16 protein-coding genes are annotated in these 20,339 nt (G+C 64.7%); 11 read left to right on the top strand and 5 right to left on the bottom strand.

Annotated elements, in window-relative coordinates; translation table 11 throughout:
• Nucleotides 1-4 precede the first annotated feature (4 nt).
• On the bottom strand, nt 5-1,363 hold the full coding sequence (locus ACFSOZ_RS13560) for an LLM class flavin-dependent oxidoreductase (protein WP_379098491.1): 1,359 nt from the start codon (nt 1,361-1,363) through the stop codon (nt 5-7).
• A gap of 155 nt (nt 1,364-1,518) precedes the next feature.
• Between ACFSOZ_RS13560 and ACFSOZ_RS13555 the strand changes: the two genes are divergently transcribed.
• The 11 genes from ACFSOZ_RS13555 (at nt 1,519) to ACFSOZ_RS13505 (ending at nt 14,250) form a co-directional block, all read left to right on the top strand.
• Complete coding sequence (locus ACFSOZ_RS13555; protein WP_379098489.1) at nt 1,519-3,357, top strand: dipeptide ABC transporter ATP-binding protein; 1,839 nt, start codon at nt 1,519-1,521, stop codon at nt 3,355-3,357.
• A 168-nt stretch (nt 3,358-3,525) separates the two neighbouring features.
• The gene (locus ACFSOZ_RS13550; RefSeq protein WP_379098486.1) at nt 3,526-5,439 is read left to right on the top strand and encodes an ABC transporter ATP-binding protein; all 1,914 of its coding nucleotides are present in this window, start codon (nt 3,526-3,528) and stop codon (nt 5,437-5,439) included.
• Nucleotides 5,440-5,448: 9 nt separating this feature from the next.
• A complete protein-coding gene (locus ACFSOZ_RS13545; RefSeq protein ID WP_379098483.1) occupies nt 5,449-7,341 on the top strand; it encodes an ABC transporter ATP-binding protein in 1,893 nt (630 codons plus the stop codon).
• 110 nt (nt 7,342-7,451) lie between these two features.
• Complete coding sequence (locus tag ACFSOZ_RS13540; RefSeq protein ID WP_379098481.1) at nt 7,452-7,709, top strand: hypothetical protein; 258 nt, start codon at nt 7,452-7,454, stop codon at nt 7,707-7,709.
• A gap of 88 nt (nt 7,710-7,797) precedes the next feature.
• Complete coding sequence (locus tag ACFSOZ_RS13535) at nt 7,798-8,490, top strand: helix-turn-helix domain-containing protein (protein ID WP_379098478.1); 693 nt, start codon at nt 7,798-7,800, stop codon at nt 8,488-8,490.
• A gap of 3 nt (nt 8,491-8,493) precedes the next feature.
• A complete protein-coding gene (locus ACFSOZ_RS13530; RefSeq protein WP_379098475.1) occupies nt 8,494-9,576 on the top strand; it encodes an extracellular solute-binding protein in 1,083 nt (360 codons plus the stop codon).
• A gap of 25 nt (nt 9,577-9,601) precedes the next feature.
• Complete coding sequence (locus ACFSOZ_RS13525) at nt 9,602-10,510, top strand: ABC transporter permease (RefSeq protein WP_379098472.1); 909 nt, start codon at nt 9,602-9,604, stop codon at nt 10,508-10,510.
• Nucleotides 10,507-11,295 (top strand): ABC transporter permease, encoded by a 789-nt coding sequence (locus tag ACFSOZ_RS13520; protein WP_379098469.1) that lies wholly within the window; start codon nt 10,507-10,509, stop codon nt 11,293-11,295. The genes ACFSOZ_RS13525 and ACFSOZ_RS13520 overlap by 4 nt, the downstream gene beginning before the upstream one ends.
• 1 nt (nt 11,296) lies before the next feature.
• Nucleotides 11,297-12,415, top strand: coding sequence for an ABC transporter ATP-binding protein (locus ACFSOZ_RS13515; protein WP_379098466.1), 1,119 nt, complete (start codon nt 11,297-11,299; stop codon nt 12,413-12,415).
• 30 nt (nt 12,416-12,445) lie between these two features.
• Nucleotides 12,446-13,831 carry an NAD(P)/FAD-dependent oxidoreductase gene (locus tag ACFSOZ_RS13510; protein ID WP_379098463.1) on the top strand — a complete coding sequence of 462 codons (1,386 nt, stop codon included), beginning with the start codon at nt 12,446-12,448 and terminating at the stop codon, nt 13,829-13,831.
• A 59-nt stretch (nt 13,832-13,890) separates the two neighbouring features.
• A complete protein-coding gene (locus ACFSOZ_RS13505; protein WP_379098460.1) occupies nt 13,891-14,250 on the top strand; it encodes a cupin domain-containing protein in 360 nt (119 codons plus the stop codon).
• Nucleotides 14,251-14,353: 103 nt separating this feature from the next.
• Here ACFSOZ_RS13505 and ACFSOZ_RS13500 read toward each other — a convergent pair whose 3' ends face one another.
• The 4 genes from ACFSOZ_RS13500 to nirB all read right to left on the bottom strand — a co-directional run bounded on the left by ACFSOZ_RS13500 (nt 14,354) and on the right by nirB (nt 20,336).
• Nucleotides 14,354-14,608, bottom strand: a complete 255-nt coding sequence (locus ACFSOZ_RS13500) for a BrnA antitoxin family protein (protein ID WP_379098457.1) — start codon at nt 14,606-14,608, stop codon at nt 14,354-14,356.
• A 163-nt stretch (nt 14,609-14,771) separates the two neighbouring features.
• Nucleotides 14,772-17,486 carry a nitrate reductase gene (locus ACFSOZ_RS13495; protein WP_379098454.1) on the bottom strand — a complete coding sequence of 905 codons (2,715 nt, stop codon included), beginning with the start codon at nt 17,484-17,486 and terminating at the stop codon, nt 14,772-14,774.
• A gap of 3 nt (nt 17,487-17,489) precedes the next feature.
• A complete protein-coding gene (gene nirD / locus ACFSOZ_RS13490) occupies nt 17,490-17,819 on the bottom strand; it encodes a nitrite reductase small subunit NirD (RefSeq protein WP_379098451.1) in 330 nt (109 codons plus the stop codon).
• Between the two features lie 66 nt (nt 17,820-17,885).
• Nucleotides 17,886-20,336: a nitrite reductase large subunit NirB gene (gene nirB, locus ACFSOZ_RS13485; protein WP_379098449.1), complete on the bottom strand. Its 2,451-nt coding sequence runs from the start codon at nt 20,334-20,336 to the stop codon at nt 17,886-17,888.
• Nucleotides 20,337-20,339: the final 3 nt, after the last annotated feature.

Raw genomic sequence — 20,339 nt, 5'->3', positions numbered from 1 at the left:
GGGGTCAGGACACAGCGCGCGCATCGTCGCGCTGCTCGGCGAAGCGGTTGGCGGGCCGCGCCAGGCCGAAGCGGTCGCGCAGCGTTCCCGGTGCGTATTCGGTCGGGAACACGCCGCGGCGCTGCAGCTCCGGCACCACCTGTTCGGCGAAATTCACCCAGTCCTCGGGCAGTAGCGGGAACATCAGGTTGAAGCCGTCGGCAGCACCCGAGACGAACCAGTCCTGCAACTGGTCGGCGATCTGTTTCGGCGTGCCGGCGACGGTCGGCACCGAGCCGCTGTTGGCGAGCTTGCGGGCAATCTCGCGCAGGCTGAGATTCTGCTTCGACCACTGCTTGACCCGGTTGAGCGACGTGCGCCCGCCATTGAAGGTGCTTTCGTCCGGCAGCGGCGGCAGCGGCCCGTCCGGCGGATAGACGGAGAGATCGATGCCGCTCCAGCTGGACAGGAGGTCGATGCCGACCTGGTCGGGAAGCAAGGTCTGCAGATACTCCTGCTTTTCCCGGCCTTCCGCCTCGGAGGCAGCGACGATCGGCAGGATGCCGGGCAGGATCTTGAAGCTCTCCGGCCGCCTGCCGTGGCGGGCAAGGCGCTCGTTGATATCCTGACGATACTTGATGCCGTCTTCCTTGGTGCTGTAGATGGCGAAGTGCGCATCGGCCTGGGCCGTGGCGAAGTTCTTGCCGTCCTCGGACGAGCCGGCCTGGACGATCAGCGGATGGCCCTGCGGCGGCCGCGAGACATTGAGCGGCCCGCGCACCTTGAAGTGCTTTCCCTTGTGATCGATGGGATGGACCTTATCGGGGTCGGCGTAATAGCCCGACGCCTTGTCGATCAGCAGCGCCTCGTCTTCCCAGCTGTCCCACAGCGCCTTGACGATATCGAGGAATTCGGCCGCGCGCTCGTAGCGGAACGCATGTTCGATATTGCCGTCACGGCCGAAATTGCGCGCCTCCTCGTCCATGGCCGAGGTGACGACGTTCCACGACGCCCTGCCCTTGCTGATATGGTCGAGTGAGGCGAACATGCGCGCCACATTGTAGGGCTCGCTGTAGGAGCTCGACGCGGTGGTGATCAGACCGATATGCTTGGTGACGCCGGCCAGCGCCGACAGCAGCGTCAGCGGTTCGAGGCGGGCATTGGCGTAGTGAGCGACGCCGCTCTTGACCGAATCCCAGATCGACACGTGGTCGGCGACGAAGATCGTGTCGATCCTGGCGCGCTCGGCCGCCTGCACGAGATCGCGGTAGAACTCGAAGTCCAGCACCTCCCGGCCCGGCGCCCGAGGATGGCGCCACGACATCCGGTGATCGCCCTGCGGGTTGAAGAAAAAAGCGCTGAGGATCATGTGATCTCGAGCCATGCCGGCCTCCTTCCAAATCTGCTCCGGGGACCGTCGCGCTGCATCGACAGGCGGCGACAATCTCTCCTGGGCGATGAAAGGTAGATTGCGTTCCAGCTTAATTCGAGTAATTTTATAGAGATTATGTATTGCGAAAGCGGAAGCGATTGCCCCCGATGGCGGCGCTCGAAGAAAGTGGTTTCAAGCTGCCAATGTCCTCCTCGGTTTTGAACGTCGATCAGCTGTCCGTCGCCTATGACGGGCGCAACGGATCGCATCCCGCCGTCAGCGGCGTGTCGCTGCACATAGGCGAAGGCGAAGCGCTTGGCCTGGTCGGCGAGTCCGGATCGGGCAAAAGCTCGGTCGCGCTCGCCATATTGCGCTATCTGCCGAAGAACGCCCGCATCGCGGCGTCAGCGCTGGAACTCCAGGGCCGCGAAATCCGCGATCTTTCCGCCGAGCAGCTGCGCCAGCTGCGGGGCAATCATATCGCGGCCGTCTATCAGCACCCGGGTGCTGCCCTCAACCCAAGCATGACGATCGGCCGGCAGATCACCGAGACGATCATGCGGCATCGCCCGGTTCGCCACGACGAGGCCCGTGCGCGCGCCGCCGAACTGCTCGGGCGGGTCCGGGTGAGTCATCCCGAGCGGGTACTGGGGCTCTATCCGCACGAATTGTCCGGCGGCATGCAGCAGCGCGCCAACATCGCCATTGCCATTGCGCTCGACCCGTCGCTGCTGGTGCTGGATGAGCCGACGACGGCGCTCGATGCCAGCGTCCAGTCCGAGATCATCGCCATCCTCTCCGACCTGCGCAAGGATCACAAAACCAGCGTGCTGTTGATCAGCCACGACATCAACATGATCCGCCGGTCCTGCGATCGGGTGGCGGTGATGCAGTCGGGAACGGTGGTCGAAAGCGGCGCTGCCGGCGAGGTCTTCGACAACCCAACTCATGCCTACACAAAGGCGCTCATCGCCTCGATCCCGGCCCTCAACTACACCAAGCGGGACGGCAGACTGGCGGAGACGGACGGACCCGGTCTGGCAGCGGCAGCCAATGACGAAGACGCCGGCGCGCGGAAAGAGCGCCGGATCGCGATCGCCTGCAAGGGCATCAGCCATGCCTTCGGCAGCCAGCCAGTGCTCAGCGATATCGATCTCGACATAGGCCAGGGCGAAACCTTCGGGCTGATCGGCGAATCCGGTTCCGGCAAGTCGACCTTGGCGAGGATCGTCACCGGCCTGCAGACACCAGACGCCGGATCGGTCGAGCTGTTCGGCAGGACGGTCGCGCCGCGCGTCGAGAAGAGAAACCTTGCCGAACGGCGCGACGTGCAGATGGTTTTCCAGTCGCCCGACCGCACCCTCAACCCGCGCCAGCGCATCGGCAGGATCCTCGGCCGTCCGCTGCGGCGGCTCGCCGGCCTGCGCCGCAGCGAGGTGAGAGCCCGCGTCAGCGACCTTTTGCAGTCGGTCCGCCTCGCCGGCACGACGGCCGAGCAGAAGTCGCGATCGCTGTCCGGCGGCCAGCGGCAGCGGGCGGCCATCGCACGGGCCTTCGCCGGCGTGCCGAAAGTCGTCGTGCTCGACGAACCCACCTCGGCGCTCGACGTCTCCGTCCAGGCGACCGTCCTCAACCTGCTCAACGACCTGCAGCGCGACAAGGACACGACCTATCTGTTCATCAGCCACGACCTCAGGGTCGTGCGCTATATGGCCGACAGGATCGGCGTGCTCTATCGCGGCCGTCTGGTCGAAACCGGTTCATCCGACCAGATCTTCCAGGGCCCCAATCACCCCTATACGCAACTGCTCCTGGCGGCGTCCTCCGATGAGGCCGCGCCGAAACTGTCCGCTCCGGTCGAGATCGAGGCCACCGACATCCCGAACAAGGGATGCTCCTTCGCCGACCGCTGCCCCCTGGTCCTGCCCGACTGCAGAAAGGCCGAACCGCCCGCCAGGCAGGTCGCGGCCGGCCACCGGATCGCCTGCTGGCGGCAAGGTCCGTAAACGGACCATCGGCGTCGAACACCGCAACGGCGCGTTTCCTCTCAGGCACAGTGCGCTGCCGTCATTGGCTCTTGAATGGCCAAGCCGGACCCGCGTAACATCGCGTCATCTGAACTGAGTCTGCTTCATTCATCCGGGCTAAGCTCCGGATTGGTCTGGATATTTCCCTTGCATACGCAAGCAACCAGCGGCGCGGAGAAGCGCGGCAAATCGTTTGCCCATGTGGCGGAAGCCTCCTGGGGCAAGGGCCTCAGCACCTTGCTCCGTATCGTGCGCATGACGCTGCGCCATCCCTGGCAGGTCGCGATCACCCTGGTCTCGACCTTCATCGCCGCGACGCTGCAGCTTTTCATTCCCCGCCTGCTGGGACGCGCCATCGACCAGGCGCAGGGCGTCATGGCCGCGGGAGCCGGTGCCGCGGCAGAGCACGCGCTGTGGAACACGGCGCTCACACTGCTCGTCGTCAGCATCCTGCGCGGCCTGTTCACCATGGCGCAGAACTATTTTGGCGAGGCCGTCGGCCACCGGACCGGCTATGAACTGCGCCTGGCCTTCTACGAGAAGATCCAGCGCCTGAGCTTCTCCTTCCACGACCGGGTCCACACCGGCGATCTGATCACGCTCGGCCTGCTCGATCTCGACGGCGTGCGCATGTTCTTTTCCACCGGCATCCTGCGCGTCGTCCTGCTCGGCGTGCTGATCGGCGTCGGCGCCTATCTCCTGATCAGCACCGATCTGGTGCTCGGGCTGTTGAGCCTGAGTTTCGTGCCGTTCGTCGCCTGGCGCTCCTCGGTCACCCAGCTGGCGCTGCGCAGCACCTGGCTGACTTTGCAGCAGCGATTGTCGGTGCTGAGCCGGGTGATGGATGAAAATCTCGGCGGCATCCGTGTCGTGCGCGCCTTTGCGGCGCAGCGGCACGAGCTGGAAAAATTCGACCGTGCCAAGCAGGACGCGCTCGACCTCGCCAACCAGCGCGTCGACATCCGCGTCGGCAACACCAGCGCCATGAACTTCTCGTTCCTGGCCGCCATGGGCCTGGTGCTGTGGTTCGGCGGCCAGAAGGTGATTGCGGGTCAGATCAGCGTCGGCACGCTGGCCCAGTTCCTCACCTTCATGACCATCCTGCAGATGCCGGTGCGCCAGCTCGGCCTGATGGTCAACTCGTTCGCGCGCGCCTCGACCTGCGGCACGCGACTGTTCGAACTGCTCGACGCCGAACTCGACATCGAGGACGCGCCCGGCGCCAGGGACCTCGTCGTCACCGATGGCGTGCTGCGCTTCGACAATGTCGGCTTCCGCTATGCGGGCGCGGGCGGCCGGCCGACGCTGTCGGGCATCTCTTTCGAGGCGAGGTCCGGCGAAACCATCGGCATTGTCGGCCCGCCGGGCAGCGGCAAGTCGACCATCGCGCATCTGATCCCGCGCTTCTACGACGTCACGTCAGGCACCATCACCATCGACGGACAGGACATCAGCAAGGTCACGCTGCAATCGCTGCGCAAGGCCGTCGGCGTCGTGCAGCAGGACGCGTTCCTGTTCACCACCTCGATCGAGAACAACATCGCCTACGGCAATCCCTGGGCGCGCGAGACCCGCATCGGGCAGGCAGCCGAATTCGCCCAGCTGCACAACTACATCATCGGGCTTCCCGCCGGCTACACCACGGTCGTTGGCGAGCGCGGCGCGTCACTTTCCGGCGGCCAGCGGCAGCGCCTGACCATCGCGCGCAGCCTGATGCTGCGGCCATCGGTGCTGGTCTTCGACGATTCGACCGCAGCCATCGACGCCGGCACCGAGCAGCGGATCCGGGCGGCGATGAAGCGCTTCGCCAAGGACCGCGTGACGCTGATCATCTCGCACAGGCTGAGCTCGCTGATGCATGCCGACCAGATCCTGTTCGTGGAGAACGGCCTGATCGTCGAGCGCGGCACGCATGAGGAGCTGCTGGCGCTCGGTGGCCGCTATCGCGCGCTCTACGACCTGCAGCTGCGGCCGGACGATGAGCGGCCCGTCGCGGCAGCAATTCCAGGAAAAGTGGAAACCGGTTTTCCGTCCGGAATTGCGTCAAAACCAAAGAGATAGAGCCGCGTTATGTCGACACAAAGCGACGACGAGAAGGAAGACACCAGCGGACGGCCGACAAAGGCTGTCGTCGGCTCGCACCGCGACGAGGAAGAGGTTTTCGGCAAAGCCTACGACCCGCGCATCGTGCGACGCATCTGGAGCTTCGTGAAGCCGTATCAGGGCCGGATTTTCATCTCGGTCGCCGCCGTGCTGGTGTTCACGCTGACGCAGCTGGCGATCCCGCTGGTCATCCGCTACGCCATCGACCACGGCATGGCGGCTGGCAGGCTCGACCACTCGGTGATGATCTCTGCAATCGGCGCTTTCACGTTGATCATCCTCGTCAACTATGCCGCCAGCCATGTGCAGGAAAGCGTCGTCGGCAAGGTCGCCGAGAACGTGCTGTCGGACCTGCGCCGCGCCATGTTCAGCCATCTGCAGCGGGTCTCGCTGAGCTTCATGGACAAGACCGAGGTCGGCCGGCTGATGTCGCGCCTGCAGGGCGACGTCAATTCGATGCAGGAATTCCTCGAGACGTCGGTGATGTCGGTGGGCGACATCGTGCTGTTGTTCGGCATCGTCAGCGTGCTGCTCTGGCTCGATTTCCGGCTCGGTCTGCTGACGCTGTCGACCATGCCGGTGCTGTTCATCGTACGCCTGTTCTGGCTGCCGCGCGCCAAGGTCGCCTTCATGGCAGCGCACGAGACCAACTCGATCGCCAACGGTGCGCTTGCCGAAGGCATCCATGGCGTGCGCACGGTGCAGAGCCTCGAGCGCCAGCACGTCAATTTCGACCTTTATGACGAGAAGGTGCTGGCCAATCTCAATGCCCATTTGACGTCGGCGAAGTACGCGCAGGTGATGGTGCCGATCGTCGACACGCTGACCGGCATCGCCATGGCGACGGTGATCGTCGTCGGCGGTTCGATGGTGCTCTCGCACAGCCTCGATGTCGGCGTCATGGTGGCGTTCCTGTTCTACATCCAGCGCTTCTTCGACCCGATCCGCTCGCTCACCATGCAGTACAGCGTCATGCAGCGCGCCATGGCCTCGGGTCAGCGCATCTCCGAAGTGCTCGACGTGCCGGTGGACGTCAGCGACAAGGACGGTGCAGTCGCCCTGTCGCGCGACATGGACGGCTCGGTCGAGTTCAGGAACGTCACCTTCGGCTACCGGCAGAACCAGCCGGTGCTGAAGGACATCTCCTTCCGCGTCAATCCGGGCGAGACCGTCGCACTGGTCGGCCCGACCGGATCGGGCAAATCGAGCTCGATGGCGCTGGTGCACCGCTTTTACGATGTCTGGTCAGGCCAGGTTCTGGTCGGCGGCCATGATGTGCGTGACCTGACCCAGGATTCGCTCGGCGATCAGGTGGCCATGGTCCTGCAGGAGCCGTTCCTGTTCTCCGGCTCGGTGCTGGAGAACATCCGCTACCACAAGACCGGCGCCAGCCGCGAGGAGGTGGTCCGCGCCGCACAGGCCGTCGGCGCGCACGACTTCATCGAGAACCTGCCTGAAGGCTACGATACCGAGCTCGAACAGCGCGGCGGCAATCTCTCGCTCGGCCAGCGCCAGCTGATCAGCTTCGCGCGGGCGCTGGTGGCCGACGCCAAGATCCTGGTGCTCGACGAGGCCACCGCCAGCATCGATTCCTACACCGAGATGCTGATCCAGAAGGCGCTGATAACACTGCTGGAAGGCCGCACCGGGCTGGTCATCGCCCACCGGCTGGCCACCATCCGCGGCGCCGACCGCATCATCGTCCTGCAGAACGGCGAGATCGTCGAAAGCGGCAACCACGAACAGTTGATGGCAAGAAAAGGCCTCTACGCCCGCCTCTACAACATGAACTATGCCTCGTTCGACGACATTTCGGAAGGCGAGCTGGAGCTGGACGCGGCGGTCGGCAAGGCGACATGACCAGGTTCGTCGACGACGACAGCCGATTTTTTGGCTTAAGGGCTTAACTTTCGCGGCACCGGTTTTTACATGTTGGACAGCTGGGGACGATCGAGCTTGAGGAGGCTCCCTTGCAGCAGCAACCAGAAGACATCGCCGCCCGCCGATTGGGCATGCTCATCGAGCAATATGTGGAAGCGCGCAAAAAGCGCTACGACTATGTGTCGACCGAGCAGGCCTACCGGGCCATCCGGCAGGTCCTCAAACCCGCCATTTCCGATCGCGAACTCGACGACATGGTCGCCTCGCTTGCCGTCAAGAACGGGCTGGCAGTGGTTTTCGATCGCCAAACCAAAGCCGACGATACCCCTCGTCCGCCAGGCACATAGACATCAGCAGTGATTTTCAGGTGGCCAGGCGAATCCACTTGCCATGCGGTCTCACTTAATAGCATGTTAAGTGAACCCTGAGATCACCATGAAAATTGCCGAGGATCACATCCCAGACGACAGCGCCAGTTCCAGCGCGGAAGCGCGCCGATCGACGGTGTTGGGCAATCGCATCAAGGCCTATCGCAGCGCGCGGCGCCTGACGCTGCGCCAGCTCGGCGACATGATCGGCACCACCGCCAGTTTCCTGAGCCAGCTCGAGCGCGGCCTTTCCGGAGCCAACACCAGCACGTTGATGCTGATCGCCAATGCGCTCGGCATCGGCCTCGCCGATCTTTTCGACGAATGCGAAGTGTCGCCGCACGCGGTGCTGACACGCGCCGAGCGGCCGGCGCTGCCGACCAGCGAAGGCTACCGCAAGACATTGCTGTCGCGCCGGCCAATCCGTGAGATGGAAGTCTATTGCGGTGAATTCGCCGTCGGCGGCTCGACCGGCGACGTGCCCTACACGCATGGCAACGCGCACGAAATGTTCCTCGTGCTGCGCGGCCGGGTGCAACTGACGCTCGGCGACGAGAGCTTCATCCTCGAAGAGGGCGACAGCATCGAATATGCGACCTCGACACCGCACAGGACCATCAATGTCGGCAATACGGTCGCCGAAGTGCTGTGGATCATCGCACCGCCGACAAGCGGCGCCGTCGATCTCGACCAATATGTAGCCCGGAAACCACTCGCAGCCGGGTTGCCAAAATCAAACAGCGAGTCATCGGAGGGTTAGAAAATGGGAAGCAGATCAATAGTGGCCGGATTTCTCGGTGCTGCCGCACTGGCCTTGATTACAGCCGCCGCGGCTCATGCGCAGAGTGCGCCGCCGGCAGGCACCGTGGTGGACGGTTCGCTGAAGGGCAAGACACTGACCTTCGTCTCCTACGGCGGCATCTACCAGGACGGCCAGGTCGCCGCCCTCAAGGAGTTCGTCGACAAGAGCGGCGTCAAGCTGCTGAACGATGGGCCGACCGAAATCGCCAAGCTTCAGGCGCAGGTCGAGTCCGGCAATGTGACCTGGGATGTCGTCGACACCGACGATTTTCCGCCATTCGTGCATTGCGGCAAACTGTTCCAGAAGCTTGACCTGACCAAGCTGGACGTTTCGCACATCCCGGCCGGACAGGTCGGCGAATGCAGCGTGCCGGCGATGAACTACGGCACCGTGCTGATGTACAAGAACGCGACCTACAAGGACAATCCGCCGAAGGACTGGAAGGATTTCTTCGACACCAAGAAATTCCCCGGTACGCGCGCCATCGATGGCAGCGGCAGCCCGATCGGCGGCCTGATCGAACAGGCCATCCTGGCTGACGGCGGCTCGGTCGACAACATGACCCCGGCCGACGTCGACAAGGGCATCGCCAAGATCAAGGCGATCGGTCCGGACACGATCTTCTGGAAGACCGGCGCCGAGTCCCAGCAGCTCGCCGAATCCGGCGAAGCCGACATGATCATCATGTGGACCGGCCGCGCCATGACGGCGGTCAAGAACGGCGCTGCCTATACGCCGGTGTGGAAGGACTGGCTGGTCGTCATGGATCAGCTGACCATCCCGGTCGGGGCCAAGGACACCGACGCGTCCTACGCGCTGATCAACGCCTATCTCGGCAAGAAGTCGCAGGAGATCCTGACCGAGCAGACGTCCTACTCGCCGATCAACACCGAGGCGCAGCCCAAGGTGGACGCTTCCGTCGCCGCCTTCCTGACCAACACGCCGGAACACGCCAAGCAGGGCTACCAGCAGAACATCAAGTTCTGGGTCGCCAACTTCGCCACAGCGTCCGACAAGTGGACGGCGCTGATGGCCGGCAACTGAGCCGGCTGAACGCCAGGGTGACGGCGTGAGCCAGACATCGCATACGCTGGCGGCCGGGGGTGAAAATCCCCGGCCGGCGGGTGCCGTGCAGGGGCCGCAACGGCGCCTGCGGCTCGCCGCCTATCCTTCGCTGCTGGCGATGCCGGCCCTGCTCCTGCTGATCGCCGCGATGGGCTATCCGCTGCTGACTGTCAGCCTGCGCAGTTTCTCGGATCCAGACTGGGGCCTGCAGAACTACGTCTGGTTCTTTTCCACGCCGGTGAATGTCACGGTACTGTGGCGCACCTTTTCCATCGCCGCCTGGGTCACCATCGTCTGCGTCATCGCCGCCTATCCCTATGCCTATCTCATGACGGCGGTCGGGCCGCGCATGCGGCTCGTCCTCATCCTGTGCGTGCTGGTGCCGTTCTGGGTGAGCGGCGTGGTGCGCACATTGGCCTGGGTCATCCTGCTGCAGGATTCCGGCATCATCAATTCGCTCATCAGGCTCGCCGGGTTTGACTCGGTAAAGCTGATCCGCACGCAGACCGGCGTGGTGATCGGCATGGCACAGGTGCTGCTGCCGTTCATGATCCTGCCGCTCTATTCGGTCATGCGCGGCATCGACCTGCGCCTCGTCCAGGCGGCGCGCAGCCTCGGTGCGCGGCCTTCGCTTGCCTTCCTGCAGATCTATCTGCCGCTCTCGCTGCCCGGCGTTTTCGCCGGCGCCATCATCGTCTTCATCCTGTCGCTCGGCTTCTACATCACCCCAGCCCTGCTCGGCGGTCCCCGCAGCACCATGCTGTCGACGCTGGTGCAGAGCCAGGTGCTCAGCCTGCTCAACTGGGGCCGCGGCGGCGCCATGGGTGTCGTGCTGCTGGTCGCGACCTTCGTGCTGCTGGCGCTCGCCGCACCGCTGATGCGCCAGCGCCACAAGCAGGCGTCGAGATCATGAGGCTGGCTCCGTTCCGCATTCTGCTCGGCCTGTTCTGCCTGCTGGTCGCGGTGTGGCTGGTGATGCCGACGCTGGTCATCATCCCGATGTCGTTCAACGAGAAGAAGTCGCTTGCCTTCCCGCCATCCGGCTTCTCCTGGCAATGGTACGAGAATTTCTTCACCAACCCCGATTGGCTGACGAGCTTCTTCAATTCGCTCAAGGTCGCGGGTCTCGTCGCCGTCGCCGCGACGCTCCTCGGCACGCTGGCGGCACTCGGCCTCAGCCGCATGAAACATTCCGGCGCCGGCCTGCTGCGCGCCATCCTGATCACGCCGATGATCGTGCCCGGCGTGGTGCTGGCGATCGGCATCTATGCCGTCTATCTCGACTACCATCTCGTCGGCACCACCACCGGCTTCGTCATCGCGCACACGATGCTGGCCATCCCCTTCGTCATCATCGCCGTATCGGCAAGCCTCGAAGTCTTCGACGTGCGGCTGGAGACGGCGGCGGCAAGCCTTGGCGCCGACCGCTTCACCGCGTTCCGCACCGTGACCTTGCCGCTGATCGCACCCGGCATCCTGTCGGGGCTGCTGTTTGCCTTCGTCACTTCCTTCGATGAAATCATCGTCGCGCTGTTCATCACCAGCCCGTATCTGAAGACCTTGCCGGTGCAGATCTTCACCAGCATCACCCGCGACGCCGATCCGACGGTGACTGCCGTCGGAACGATCATCTTCATTGCCACGACGCTGGTGATCAGCGCCGGGCTGATCATCAGCTCGAAATCGACGAGGAGTTGAGATGGCTGCGTCCAACAGCAAAGAACGTGGCGCGGCCATCGACATCAAGGGCGCAACCAAGCGCTACGGCAATTTCACCGCGCTCGACGATGTCAGCCTGCATATCCAGCCGGGAGAGTTCATGACGCTGCTGGGGCCTAGCGGCTCGGGCAAGACCACCACGCTCAACGTCGTCGCCGGCTTCACCGACCTGACCTCCGGCGACCTTGCCGTCGGCGGCAAAAGCATCGTCGCGTTGCCGGCGCACAAGCGCAACATCGGCGTCGTCTTCCAGCACTACGCGCTGTTTCCGCACATGACCGTCGGCAAGAACGTCGCCTATCCGCTCACCCTGCGCGGCACGGACAAGCAGGCGCGCGACCGCCACGTCGCGCGCGCCCTCGACATGGTCAAGATGGCCGACTTCGCGCATCGCTATCCGGCCGAGCTTTCCGGCGGCCAGCAGCAGCGCGTGGCGCTGGCCCGCGCCATCGTCTTCGATCCGCCGCTGCTGCTGATGGACGAGCCGCTCGGTGCGCTCGACAAGAAACTGCGCGAATGGCTGCAGCTCGAAATCAAGCGCATCCACCGCGAACTCGGCACCACCTTCGTCTATGTGACGCATGATCAGGAAGAGGCGCTGGTGCTCTCCGATCGCATCGCCGTGTTCAACCGGGGGCGCATCGAACAGGTCGGAACCGGACGCCAGCTCTACGACGAGCCGGCGACATTGTTCGTGGCGAAGTTCATCGGCGAATCGACCAGTTTGCGTGGTGATGCCCAGACGTCGGGCGGCGAGACCAGCCTGACGATCGCCGGCCAGAAGATCGTTGCCGGCGGCAAGCTCGCCGGCGGCCAGAAACCGGTGGTCCTGCTGCGGCCGGAAAAGCTTTCGCTTGCCAGCACGAAGACGCCTCCAGAGGCCGGGCAGAACAGCCTCACCGGTCAGGTCAGCGAAGCGATCTATCTGGGCTCGGGTTCGAAATACCAGGTGACGCTCGGCGATGGTTCGGTGGCCATCGTGCGCTCGTCGCTGGAGGCCACGCCCTTCTCGATCGGCGACGCGGTCGATCTGCGCTGGTCGGTCGTCGATGCAAAACTTCTTGCCGACGACGACCGCGCCGACATGACGATGACCTGACCGCTCCCTCCCCCCGCAGGATTTTTAGACATGGACGCCAAAGTCAACGGCAACGTCTCGTTCTGGTATGCCGACATTGGCGGCCTGCCAGCCTATCGCGCGCCGCTTCCGGGCGACCTCGAAGCCGATGTCTGCATCGTTGGCGCCGGCTACACCGGCCTGTGGACGGCCTACTATCTGAAGCAGGCCGATCCTTCGATCCACATCGCCATCGTCGAAAGGGAATTCGCCGGCTTCGGCGCTTCCGGCCGCAATGGCGGCTGGCTGTCAGGCGGCTTCAGCTGGTCGCGCGAGAAATATCTGCAGACGTCGACGCGCGGCGCCGTCATCGACATGGAAACCGCCATGCATGGCACGGTCGACGAAGTGATCGCAGTGACCGAGGCCGAAGGCATCGATGCCGACATCCGCCGCGTCGACAATCTGACGGTTGCCACCAACCCGCCGCAGCTGGAGCGGATCAAGGCCGCCTATGCGGACGCGATCGGCTGGGGCGTGCCACAGGAGCGCGTCAGCCTGATCGGCCAGGCGGAGGCCAAGGCCCGCATCGACATCCGGAACGTGCTTGGCGGTTATATCCACCACGGCACCGCGCGTGTGCAGCCGGCCAAGCTGGTGCGCGGCCTGTCCGAAGCCGTCGAGCGGCTTGGTGTGCCGATCTACGAACAGACGACCGTGACGACTATCGAGAAGGGCAAGGTCACGACCGATCGCGGCACGGTGCGCGCGGCCGTCATCATCCGCGCCACGGAAGGGTTCACGGCGGGCATTCCAGGCAATGAGCGGCTCTGGCTGCCGCTCAACAGCGCGCAGATCATCACCGAGCCGCTGCCGCAATCGCTGTGGGACGAGATCGGCTGGCAGGGCCACGAACTCCTGGGCGACGCCGCTCATGCCTATTGCTACGCGCAGCGAACCCGCGAAGGCCGCATCACCATGGGCGGACGCGGCGTGCCCTATCGCTACGGATCGCAGACGGACGTGCGCGGCCAGACGCAGCAAGCGACGATCGAAAGCCTGCACGCGATCCTCACCCGCCTTCTGCCGCAGACGAAAGGGCTTCGCATCGACCACGCCTGGTGCGGCGTGCTTGGCGTGCCGCGCGACTGGTGTACGACGGCCGGCCTCGACCTTGAGACCGGCATCGGCTGGGCCGGCGGCTATGTCGGGCTCGGCGTGTCGAGCTCCAACCTTTCCGGCCGGACGCTGCGCGACCTCATCCTGCGCCGCGACACCGAACTGACCCGCCTGCCCTGGGTCAACCGCCAGGTCAGCAAATGGGAACCCGAGCCGATGCGCTGGCTCGGCGTCCACTCGATGTATCAGCTCTACCGCGTCGCCGACGAGCGCGAGGAAGCCGGCCTCCGGCATACGTCGAAACTGGCGGCCATCGCCGACCGCATCACGGGGCATTGAGCCCCGCGACGCCACACATCGGATTGAAAAACATTTTCAGTGCCTGCCCGGAGACTGCCATGACCGACTTCCAGACCTTCGCCCATCTCGCCTCGATCGATCTCGGCGAGCCCGAGCCCAAGCCGACCTCGATCAGCGGCGATCAGCTCGAAGCGTCGAGGACACTGTGGACGTCACCGGACGGCACGCTGGAAGTCGGCGTCTGGGAGTGTACGCCCGGTCGGTTCACCGCATCGCGCGACAACAATTCCGAAACCTGCCACATCGTATCGGGCCGGGTCTCGCTGCATGGTCCCGATGGCCGCAGCAAGGACGTCGGCCCTGGCGAAATGCTGGTGCTGCCGAAAGGCTGGAAAGGCGAATGGACGATCCACGAACCGACGCGCAAGCTTTACATCCTGCACTTCGAGGCGGCGTGAGCTAGATCGGTTCATCGTTTCACGGAAACGCAGAACCGCTCTATCTCTTTGTTTTGACGCAATTCCGGACGGAAAACCGTTTCACACTTTTCCTGGAATTGCTCTAATCGTCGTTCCGGGTGACGACCGGCCTGCCTTCTATTGCCTGCCGCAATGCGTCATTGATCCGGTCCTGCCAGCCGGGCCCATCCGCCTGGAAATGGTCCAGCACGGCTCGATCGATCCTGATCGAAACAAGCTCCCTGACACCTGGCGCGGCCGAGGGCTCGCGAACCGCAGCGACCGGCTTCTTGATTGGCTTGAAGGCGGCTTCCGCCGCCGTCATCGGATTTGTCGGTCGGCGCGGGGGATTTGCCATCGGGTGACCCTGACTGGAGACAATTCATGCTCGCCGGTGAGGCTGCACGCTTGCACCAGCATAGCCCAACTGGTGCCATCGCGCAGTCCCATTTGGCCAGGACCGTCTCGATCCCCGCAAGGCGCGGTTCGCGCGCCGCCTTCGCGGCACGCGCTGGCGCTCATCACTCGGCGGCTTGAAGAATTTGTGCGTCGACGATGACGCGGATTTCGGCACGGCAAGAGCCGCAATTCGTGCCGGCATGCAGGGCCGCGCCGATCGCCTCGACGCTGGCGCAGCCGCCTCGCACCGCTTGCGCGATCTGGTTGGCGCCGACGCCGAAACAGGAGCAGACGATGGCACCGCGGTCGACGTCGACCCCGCCCGGCCGTCCGGCCACGATCGCCAGCCTGCCGCGCCGGTTGGCATGATCGGCAGTCAATTGTTCCGCCGCCCAGCCGCGCGACACCGCGACCGGACCGGGCGCGACGAACAAGGCGCCGGACAGGTGATCGCCGTCGAAAGCGGCGATGCGATGCTGGCCGGCATCGCGGTCATGATAGGCGAGCATTTCGGCGGCCCCCGGCGGCGTGCCGAACAAGGCTCCGGCGAAGCCGGCCCAGTCGATGTCGTCATCTCCAAAGGCAAGCTCGACTCGCCAGCCACCCCTGCACTTGGCCACGGCCCAGTAGCTTGCGGTATCAGGCGCCGGCCTCTGCCGCATCACGGCGAAACCAAACGCTTTCGCGGCGAATTTCTCGATGCGGGCGGCGACATGTTTCAGCGCCGGCTGGCCGGAGACCGGATCGATGAGCGGCGCGGTCAGCGCGTCGAGCCGGCCCTTTGCCGAGAACTGATCGGTCCAGTGCATAGGCGCAAACAGGCTGCCCTGGCGCTGGCGTGCCGTCACCAGCGCGCGCACCAGCACGTCGCCACGCGGGCTGGAAACGCGCACGATGTCGGCGTCGCCGATACCGAAGCGCTGTGCATCCGCCGGGTGGATTTCGACGAAAGGCTCGGCAATGTGCTGGGACAGCCGCGGGCTTTTGCCGGTCCGCGTCATGGTGTGCCAGTGATCGCGGATGCGGCCTGTGTTGAGGATCAGCGGATAGTCCGGGCTGGTACGGGTCTCGACGGTGGGGCGAATGGTGATGAAGCGCGCCTTGCGGTCGGGCGTGTAGAAATTGCCGTCGGCGAAGAAACGGATGCTGGAAGGCCTATGTCCAGCCTGACCGCCTTCCTCTGGCTGACGTCCAGCTTGAACTGGGCCCGGCGCCGGCCACTGGAACGGGGCCAATTCCTCATACCCCTCCGCATCGACACCCGCATAGGCACCAATATCGAAATCCCGCGCGCCGTCATTCTCGAACCCCGACAGGGCGGCGTGTTCGGCAAACACCTCCGACGGCGTCGCATGCGAAAATGCCTCGCCAAAACCCATCCGCTTACCGACTTCGGCGACGATCTGCCAGTCGGGCCGGGCCTCGCCGGGCAGGTCCAGGAACGCGCGCTGGCGCGAGATGCGGCGCTCCGAATTGGTGACGGTGCCGTCCTTCTCGCCCCAGGCGGCGGCGGGCAGCCGGATATGGGCGTGGCGGACGGTGTCGGTCCTGGCCAGCACGTCCGACACCACGACGAACGGACAGGCCTTGATCGCCGCTTCGACGGCATCGGCATCCGGCATCGAATCGACCGGATTGGTGGCCATGATCCACAGCGCCTTGATGCGTCCGTCGGCGACCGCCTGGAACATCTCGACCGCCTTCAGGCCGGGCCTTTCGGCAATGGCCGGCGCAGTCCAGAAGCGCTGCACGCGCTTGCGATGTTCTGGATTTTCGATCTCCATATGGGCGGCCAGCATGTTGGCCATGCCGCCGACCTCGCGGCCGCCCATGGCATTGGGCTGGCCGGTCACAGAAAACGGCCCTGCCCCCGGCCTGCCGACGCGGCCGGTGGCGAGATGGCAGTTGATGATGGCGTTGACCTTGTCGGTGCCCGACGACGACTGGTTCACCCCCTGGCTGTAGACCGTCACGGTCTTGGAGGTCGCGGCGAACAGGCTGTAGAAACGGCCAAGCTCGTCCTCGGTGAGGCCCGTGGCAGCGGCGACGCTGGCAAGGTCGAGCGCCGATGCGGCGAAAAGCGCTTGCCCGAAACCGGTCGTGTGCGCCGTGATATAGGCGCGGTCCAGCGCGTTGTGCTGGCCGAGATAGGCGAGCAGCCCGGTGAACAGCGCGACGTCGCCATCGGGCGCGATCGCCAGATGCATGTCGGCGATGTCGGCGGTCATGGTGCGGCGAGGATCGACCAGCACGATCTTCATCTCCGGCCGCTTTTCCCGGGCCGCCACGATGCGCTGGTAGAGCACGGGATGGCACCAGGCGAGATTGGAGCCGACCAGCACGATCAGGTCGGCAAGCTCCAGATCCTCGTACGTTCCCGGTACGGTGTCGGAGCCGAAGGCACGGCGGTGGCCGGCGACCGACGAGGCCATGCACAGGCGCGAATTGGTGTCGATGTTGGCCGAGCCGACAAAACCTTTCATCAGCTTGTTGGCGACGTAATAATCCTCGGTCAGCAACTGGCCGGAAACGTAGAAGGCGACGGCATCGGGGCCGTGCTCGGCGATGGTTTGCGAGAAGGTCGAGGCGACGAGGTCGAGCGCCTCGTCCCAGCCGGCGCGGCGGTCGTGGATCTCGGGATAGAGCAGCCTGCCGTCGAGATCGATGGTCTCGGCCAGGGCCGAACCCTTGGAGCAGAGCCGGCCGAAATTCGCCGGATGGTCGGGGTCGCCACGGACGGACACTTGCCCGTCCGCGGCGACCTTCGCCAGCACGCCGCAGCCTACCCCGCAATAGGGGCAGGTGGTCCTCACCTCGCGCGCTTCGTCAATCTCCATGGTTCAGGCCGCGCGGCTGGCCAGCGCTTCAAGCGCAATGAACAGACGCTCGCCCTCGACCCGCACCGGAATGGTACGCACCGCGCCCTCGTCGGCGCCCAGTGCCTTGCCAGTCTCCAGCGAAATCACCCAACTGTGCAAGGGGCAGGTCACCGCCGTGCCGTGCACGATGCCCTGGCTGAGCGGCCCGCCCTTGTGCGGGCAATGATCGTCGATGGCATAGACCTGGTCGTCGGCGGTGCGGAAGATGGCGATCTTGCCTTCCGGCGTGTCGACGCAGCGCGCGCCACGGCGGGGGATGTCTGACAGCGAGCCTATCGATACCCAGTTCATCTGTTCCATCCCTATTTGCGCGTGTTCTTGACCGAAGACCGGTTTCCACTTTTCGGGAACACGCGCCTACTCCGCCGCCTGCGCAAACCCGACCGAGGCCATCGGCCGGAACTCGTGCTTGTCCTTGCCGGACACGCGTTCCGACCACGGGTCGACCTGAGCGAATTTCTGGCTGAAGACGAAGCGGTCGAAATACGCCTTGCGCTTCTCGCCATCGTCCATGATCTGGCGCTTGATCTCGGGGATCCCGATGCGCTTGGCCCATTTGTAGATGCGCTCGAGATAGCGGCCCTGCTCGCGATACATCTGCGTCAACGCCACGATATGCTCCAGTGCCTCGTCCTCGGTCCTGACCAGGCCGAGCACTTCGGTGCCCTTGATGTCGAGGCCGGCCGCCCCGGCGAAATGGATCTCGTAGCCACTGTCGACGCAGATGACGCCGACATCCTTGCAGGTCGCCTCGGCGCAGTTCCTCGGGCAACCGGACACCGCCATCTTGACCTTGGCCGGGGTCCACGAGCCCCACATGAATTTTTCGATGCGGATGCCGAGGCCCGTCGAATCCTGCGTGCCGAAGCGGCACCAGTCCGAGCCGACGCAGGTCTTCACGGTGCGCAGGCCCTTGGCATAGGCATGGCCGGAGACGAAGCCGGCCTGGCCGAGATCGGCCCACACCGCCGGCAGGTCTTCCTTGCGGATACCGAGCATGTCGATGCGCTGACCGCCGGTGACCTTGACCATCGGGATCTCGAACTTGTCGACGACATCGGCGATGGCGCGCAGTTCGGCGGCGTTGGTAACGCCGCCCCACATGCGCGGCACCACCGAATAGGTGCCGTCCTTCTGGATGTTGGCGTGGACGCGCTCGTTGATGAAGCGCGACTGGTAGTCGTCGGCATAGTCGTCCGGCCAGTCGCAGACGAGATAGTAGTTGAGCGCCGGCCGGCATTTGGCGCAGCCGCAGGAGGTCGTCCATTCCAGTTCCTGCATGACCGCCGGAATGGTCTTCAGGTGCTTGGCCATGATCAGGCGGCGCACTTCGTCATGGCCGAGCGTTGTGCAGCCGCACATCGGCTGCACGGCGGCCGGGTTGTACTTGTCGCCGATGGTCAGCACCATCAGCTTCTCGACTAGCCCGGTGCAGGAGCCGCAGGAGGCCGAGGCCTTGGTGTGAGCGCGCACATCGTCGAGCGAGGTCAGCCCCTTGGCCGTGATCACGCCAGTGATCTTGCCCTTGCATACGCCGTTGCAGCCGCAGATTTCCGCATCATCCGGCAAGGCTGCAACGGCCGCCATAGGGTCCAGCGGGGCACCCCCCTGGTAGGACTGGCCGAAGATGAGCGTGTCGCGCATCTCCGATATGTCGGTCTGCTTCTTCTTGAGATCGTTGAACCAGGCGCCGTCGGCCGTCTCGCCGTAGAGCACGGTGCCGATGATGCGGTCGTCCTTCAGCACCAGCCGCTTGTAGACGCCGGCCGCCGCGTCGCGCAGCACGATCTCCTGGCGGTCCTCGCCCTCTGCGAAGTCGCCGAGCGAGAACAGGTCGATGCCGGTGACCTTGAGCTTGGTCGGCGTGTCCGAATGCACGAAGGCGGCAGCCCCGTCGCCGGCAAGCTGGCTGGCGGCGACGCGCGCCATTTCGTAGAGCGGCGCGACCAGCCCATAGACCTGGCCATTGACCTCGGCGCACTCACCGAGCGCGTAGATATCGGGATCGTTGCTGCGCATGCCGGCGTCGACGACGATGCCGCGATTGACGGCAATGCCGGCCTCCTTCGCCAGCGCCGCGTTCGGCCTGATGCCGACGGCCATCACCACCAGCGTCGCCGGGATGACTGTGCCGTCAGCGAGCTCAATTTGCTCGACCTTGCCGTTGCCGGTGATCGCCTGCGTGTTGGCCTTGGTGATGACCTTGATGCCGCGCTGCTCCACCGCGCGCTGCAGGAGATAACCTGCGGCTGGATCGAGCTGGCGCTCCATCAGCGTCGGCATGACATGCAGAACGGTGACGTCCATGCCTTGCGAATTCAAACCGGCTGCGGCCTCGAGCCCGAGCAGGCCACCGCCGATGACCACCGCCTTGGCCCGCGACTGGGCCGCCAGCATCATCGCCTGGACATCGTCCAGATCGCGATAGGTCAGCACGCCCGGCAGATTGTGGCCGGGCACCGGGATGATGAACGGCACCGAGCCGGTGGCGATGACCAGCTTGTCGTAAGGCTCGGTCACGCCATGATCGGAGGTGACGGTCTTCGCCGCCCGGTCGATGGCGACGATCTTGTGGCCCTTGTAGAGGGTGATGCCATGCTTGATGTACCAGCCGTCACCATGGATGATGATTTCCTCATAGGCCTTTTCACCCGACAACACCGGCGACAGCATGATGCGGTCGTAGTTCACCCTGGGCTCGGCGTTGAAGATGGTGACCTGGTAGCGGCCGGGCGCCTTTTCCAGGAGATGCTCCAGCATGCGCCCGGGGGCCATGCCATTGCCGATGATGACGAGTTTTTCGGTCATGGT

Origin of the sequence: Mesorhizobium newzealandense (assembly GCF_042682145.1) — a bacterium.
Lineage (GTDB): Bacteria > Pseudomonadota > Alphaproteobacteria > Rhizobiales > Rhizobiaceae > Mesorhizobium > Mesorhizobium newzealandense.
Note: the sequence above shows the minus strand (reverse complement) of the source record. Positions and strands in the feature narration are given on the sequence as shown.

Coding starts and splice junctions, on each gene's coding strand:
- ACFSOZ_RS13560 (WP_379098491.1), bottom strand. CDS start 1,363: ATGGCTCGAGATCACATGATCCTCAGCGCTTTTTTCTTCAACCCGCAG.
- ACFSOZ_RS13555 (WP_379098489.1), top strand. CDS start 1,519: ATGGCGGCGCTCGAAGAAAGTGGTTTCAAGCTGCCAATGTCCTCCTCG.
- ACFSOZ_RS13545 (WP_379098483.1), top strand. CDS start 5,449: ATGTCGACACAAAGCGACGACGAGAAGGAAGACACCAGCGGACGGCCG.
- ACFSOZ_RS13535 (WP_379098478.1), top strand. CDS start 7,798: ATGAAAATTGCCGAGGATCACATCCCAGACGACAGCGCCAGTTCCAGC.
- ACFSOZ_RS13530 (WP_379098475.1), top strand. CDS start 8,494: ATGGGAAGCAGATCAATAGTGGCCGGATTTCTCGGTGCTGCCGCACTG.
- ACFSOZ_RS13520 (WP_379098469.1), top strand. CDS start 10,507: ATGAGGCTGGCTCCGTTCCGCATTCTGCTCGGCCTGTTCTGCCTGCTG.
- ACFSOZ_RS13515 (WP_379098466.1), top strand. CDS start 11,297: ATGGCTGCGTCCAACAGCAAAGAACGTGGCGCGGCCATCGACATCAAG.
- ACFSOZ_RS13510 (WP_379098463.1), top strand. CDS start 12,446: ATGGACGCCAAAGTCAACGGCAACGTCTCGTTCTGGTATGCCGACATT.
- ACFSOZ_RS13505 (WP_379098460.1), top strand. CDS start 13,891: ATGACCGACTTCCAGACCTTCGCCCATCTCGCCTCGATCGATCTCGGC.
- ACFSOZ_RS13500 (WP_379098457.1), bottom strand. CDS start 14,608: ATGGCAAATCCCCCGCGCCGACCGACAAATCCGATGACGGCGGCGGAA.
- ACFSOZ_RS13495 (WP_379098454.1), bottom strand. CDS start 17,486: ATGGAGATTGACGAAGCGCGCGAGGTGAGGACCACCTGCCCCTATTGC.
- nirD (WP_379098451.1), bottom strand. CDS start 17,819: ATGAACTGGGTATCGATAGGCTCGCTGTCAGACATCCCCCGCCGTGGC.
- nirB (WP_379098449.1), bottom strand. CDS start 20,336: ATGACCGAAAAACTCGTCATCATCGGCAATGGCATGGCCCCCGGGCGC.